A 4,452-nucleotide genomic window follows, 5' to 3' on the forward strand; every position below is an offset into this window, starting at 1 on the left:
CGGCCCCCCCCCCCCCCTCCAGCCAGCCCCCCCCCCCGCGCGAGGGGGGGTGCGGGTTCTGTCATATGCCATGAACCAGCGGCGTATCCGCTGGATCAGCGAGCCGGCTGGTACTCGTAGGCCCAGGCCTCGATGGTGTCCGCGGCGCGGTCGAAGGCCTCCGGCCGCCCCAGGAAGTCCCCGTTGTGCGAGGTCATCAGCGGATCCGTGAGCGGCTTGCCCTGACCCGGTACGAGGACGACCGCCTGACCCTGCACGGTGCGCGGAAGACCGAGCCAGCGCACCGGCTGCTGCGTGGTCCGCACCGAGGCCACGCCGCTCCACGGCACGGTCCTGGTCAGGAAGAACCCGACCCGGCGTACGCCCCGCGCGCTCACCCAGGTGCCGACCCGCAGCAGGCGCAGCGAGGCGGCGATCACCACCAGCGCACCGAGTGCGCAGGCGGCTCCGGCGGAGGGTGCGTCCGCGAGGGCGATGATCATCGCGGCGAGCAGCATGTACGAGGCCAGGAGCAGCAGCAGGGCCGCGGCACCGACGCGCCACGGACCGGGCCGGTACGGCCGGCGCCACTGGTCGCGGTCGTCGAAGGGCAGCGCGATGTCGTCCGCCTGGTCGAATGCGCGGTCGGCTGTAAGGAAGGCTAGGGGCACGACGTAATCCTCACTGGGGCCCGCTCGAAGGTGTGCTCGGTGAGGCTACCCAGGCATTCCATGAGCGACCAGTCCCGGGGGTCCGAGCGGAGTCCGCGCCGCGCCGTTCAGGCTACGGACCACCTGCGGCGGTCTCCGATGTTCTTCGCTGAAATTTCCGATTTCGCGGCACCTTTGTGCGGTTCTACGCGTCTGTATGGGTACGAGACACCAGCAGTCACGAGTGAACCAAGGAGAAGCGCCCACCATGTTCCGTCGGCGAGAGCCCGTCCCGTTCGCCTTCATCGCCGAAGCCGACAAGTACCGAAGCAATGTGACCCCGCCCCCCAAGGAGCGCGCCACCGCCGGTCAGATAGCCGGCCGCACGCTCGTCGGTCTCACCGTCGTCGCCGGTCTGGTGGGTGCCCTGCTCTTCGGGATGCCCGCCCTCTCGCCGGACTCCTCCCCGGCGCAGACCCAGCATTCCGAGGCCTCCGACCGCTGAAGCGGCGTCATGGAGGACGGAGTTGCCCGTTCGGTCCTGCCGGTCGCTTCTTTCTCCGCTCAGGCGCGAGGCGTTGAACAAGAACGGCCGCCTCGCTCCGTAACGGTGAGTAAGCGGCTTCAGGGCGGTCTCCCCGAACCTCCTTGCGAAGTGTCCGTATTGCGGCATTTCGAGAAGTTCATCTAGCCTGATCAAACGGACCCGGCACTGCTTGAACCCCCGAGCAGGCAGTGCCGGGCTCCTTTTGTCACGCCCCGTCACGACCGGCGCCTCCCCCGAGGGGCGACCACGCACTGAGCAGCGAGTAGCGTGTTACCCATGGCTCCGATCTCGACTCCGCAGACCCCCTTCGGGCGGGTCCTCACCGCCATGGTCACGCCACTGACGGCGGATGGCGCTCTCGACCTCGACGGCGCGCAGCGACTGGCCGCCCATCTGGTGGACGCAGGCAACGACGGCCTGATCATCAATGGCACCACCGGCGAGTCCCCGACCACCAGCAATGCGGAGAAAGCCGATCTCGTACGAGCCGTACTGGAGGCGGTCGGTGACCGCGCCCACATCGTGGCGGGCGTCGGCACCAACGACACGCGCCACAGCATCGAGCTGGCCCGGGACGCCGAAAAGGCAGGCGCACACGGCCTGTTGACGGTCACGCCGTACTACAACAAGCCGCCGCAGGAAGGCCTCTTGAGGCACTTCACGGCGATCGCGGACAGCACCGAGCTGCCGGTGATGCTCTACGACATCCCCGGCCGCAGCGGCGTCCCGATCTCCACCGAGACGATCGTCCGCCTCGCCGAGCACCCGCGGATCGTCGCCAACAAGGACGCCAAGGGCGACCTCGGCCGCGCCAGCTGGGCCATCACCCGCTCAGGCCTGGCCTGGTACTCCGGCGACGACATGCTCAACCTTCCGCTGCTCTCGGTCGGGGCCGTCGGCTTCGTCTCGGTCGTCAGCCATGTCGTCACTCCCGAGCTGCGCGCCATGCTCGAGGCGTACAACTCCGGCGATGTCCGCAAGGCCACCGAGATCCACCAGAAGCTGCTGCCCGTCTTCACCGGCATGTTCCGTACGCAGGGCGTCATCACCACCAAGGCCGCGCTGACCCTCCAGGGTCTGCCCGCCGGACCGCTGCGCCTGCCGCTCGTGGAGCTCTCCGCCCAGGAGACCGAACAGCTCAAGATCGATCTCGCCGCCGGCGGGGTACACCTCTGATCACAGACTTCACAACTGAATACGACGCACAACCGAACACGTACGCACCAACTGAACGCGACAACTGCATCGCACGAACGTCATGCGCGCCACGTGCCTTCAAGGAGGACGTGGCGCGCATGGGTAGGAGAGTCTTTTGAGTCATCCGCATCCCGAGCTCGGTTCCCCGCCGAAGCTTCCCGAAGGTGGCCTGCGCGTCACCCCGCTCGGCGGCCTGGGCGAAATCGGCCGCAACATGACGGTCTTCGAGTTCAACGGCCGTCTGCTCATCGTCGACTGCGGCGTGCTCTTCCCCGAGGAGGAGCAGCCCGGAATCGACCTGATCCTGCCGGACTTCAGCAGCATCAGGGACCGCCTCGACGACATCGAGGGCATCGTGCTCACGCACGGGCACGAGGACCACATCGGTGCCGTCCCCTATCTCCTGCGCGAGAAGGCGGACATCCCCCTGATCGGCTCCAAGCTCACCCTCGCGCTGATCGAGGCGAAGCTCCAGGAGCACCGCATCCGCCCGTACACCCTCGAGGTCAAGGAGGGGCACCGCGAGCGGATCGGCCCCTTCGACTGCGAGTTCGTGGCGGTCAACCACTCCATCCCGGACGCCCTTGCCGTCGCCATCCGCACCCCCGCGGGCATGGTCGTGCACACCGGCGACTTCAAGATGGACCAGCTGCCGCTCGACGGCCGCCTCACGGACCTGCACGCGTTCGCGCGCCTGAGCGAGGAGGGCATCGACCTCCTCCTCTCGGACTCGACGAACGCCGAGGTCCCGGGCTTCGTCCCGCCGGAGCGCGACATCTCCAATGTCGTACGGTCCGTCTTCGCCGGAGCGCAGAAGCGCATCATCGTGGCGAGCTTCGCGAGCCATGTGCACCGCATCCAGCAGGTCCTGGACGCCGCCCACGAATACGGCCGCAAGGTCGCCTTCGTCGGCCGCTCGATGGTCCGCAACATGGGCATCGCCCGTGACCTGGGCTATCTCCGCGTCCCCGGCGGACTCGTCGTGGACGTCAAGACACTCGACGATCTGCCCGACCACGAGGTCGTTCTTGTCTGTACGGGTTCACAGGGCGAGCCGATGGCCGCCCTGTCCCGGATGGCGAACCGCGACCACCAGATCCGGATCGTCCAGGGCGACACCGTGATCCTGGCGTCGTCCCTGATCCCCGGTAACGAGAACGCGGTCTACCGCGTGATCAACGGCCTGACCCGCTGGGGCGCCAACGTCGTCCACAAGGGCAACGCCAAGGTGCACGTCTCGGGCCACGCCTCGGCCGGCGAGCTCCTGTACTTCTACAACATCTGCAGGCCGCGCAACCTGATGCCGGTGCACGGCGAATGGCGCCATCTGCGCGCCAACGCCGAACTCGGCGCCATGACCGGCGTCCCGCAGGACCGGATCGTCATCGCCGAGGACGGCGTGGTCGTCGACCTGGTCGAGGGCAAGGCCAAGATCGTCGGCAAGGTCCAGGCCGGTTACGTGTACGTGGACGGCCTCTCGGTCGGCGACGTCACCGAGACCTCGCTCAAGGACCGGCGCATCCTCGGGGACGAGGGCATCATCTCGGTCTTCGTGGTGGTCGACTCGTCCTCCGGAAAGATCACCGGCGGTCCGCATATCCAGGCCCGCGGCTCCGGTATCGAGGACTCGGCGTTCAGCGCCGTGGTCCCGAAGATCAACGAAGTACTGGAGAAGTCGGCCCAGGACGGCGTCGTCGAACCCCACCAGCTGCAGCAGCTCATCCGCCGCACGCTGGGCAAGTGGGTCTCCGACAACTACCGCCGACGCCCGATGATCTTGCCCGTGGTCGTCGAGGTCTGACGCCTCTGAGCTGGGCAAACGCAGCACAACAAGGAGCGGGTGGAAATTCCGACTCAGAATCTCTGATAAAGTCGGGTCTCGCCGGAAAGGGAAACCGCCGAAAAGCGGAAACCCAGGAAAGCGAATCCCAGTCCGACTGGGAATCGGGCCCGAAAGAGTCTGATAGAGTCGGAAACACCGAAGGGAAGCCCGGAGGAAAGCCCGAGAGGGTGAGTACAAAGGAAGCGTCCGTTCCTTGAGAACTCAACAGCGTGCCAAAAGTCAACGCCAGATTGACA

The 4,452-nt window shown here is 67.0% G+C and carries 4 protein-coding genes; 3 read left to right on the top strand and 1 reads right to left on the bottom strand.

Annotated elements, in window-relative coordinates; translation table 11 throughout:
- Window positions 1-95: 95 nt before the first annotated feature.
- Entirely contained in the window at window positions 96-650 is a 555-nt protein-coding gene (locus JAO81_RS35500) for a hypothetical protein (RefSeq protein ID WP_199552111.1), read from the bottom strand.
- Between the two features lie 247 nt (window positions 651-897).
- Here JAO81_RS35500 and JAO81_RS35505 point away from each other — a divergent pair, with 247 nt between their 5' ends.
- The 3 genes from JAO81_RS35505 to JAO81_RS35515 all read left to right on the top strand — a co-directional run bounded on the left by JAO81_RS35505 (window position 898) and on the right by JAO81_RS35515 (window position 4,174).
- A complete protein-coding gene (locus JAO81_RS35505) occupies window positions 898-1,134 on the top strand; it encodes a hypothetical protein (protein ID WP_199552112.1) in 237 nt (78 codons plus the stop codon).
- A 318-nt stretch (window positions 1,135-1,452) separates the two neighbouring features.
- The gene (gene dapA, locus JAO81_RS35510) at window positions 1,453-2,352 is read left to right on the top strand and encodes a 4-hydroxy-tetrahydrodipicolinate synthase (RefSeq protein ID WP_199552113.1); all 900 of its coding nucleotides are present in this window, start codon (window positions 1,453-1,455) and stop codon (window positions 2,350-2,352) included.
- Between the two features lie 136 nt (window positions 2,353-2,488).
- Window positions 2,489-4,174 carry a ribonuclease J gene (locus JAO81_RS35515; protein ID WP_199552114.1) on the top strand — a complete coding sequence of 562 codons (1,686 nt, stop codon included), beginning with the start codon at window positions 2,489-2,491 and terminating at the stop codon, window positions 4,172-4,174.
- The last annotated feature ends 278 nt before the right edge of the window (window positions 4,175-4,452 follow it).

The sequence above is a fragment of the Streptomyces sp. N35 genome (assembly GCF_016464295.1).
Classification (GTDB): Bacteria; Actinomycetota; Actinomycetes; order Streptomycetales; family Streptomycetaceae; genus Streptomyces.

Bases quoted from the DNA above. Each gene is read 5' to 3' on its own strand.
- dapA (WP_199552113.1), top strand. From the start codon at position 1,453: ATGGCTCCGATCTCGACTCCGCAGACCCCCTTCGGGCGGGTCCTCACC.
- JAO81_RS35505 (WP_199552112.1), top strand. From the start codon at position 898: ATGTTCCGTCGGCGAGAGCCCGTCCCGTTCGCCTTCATCGCCGAAGCC.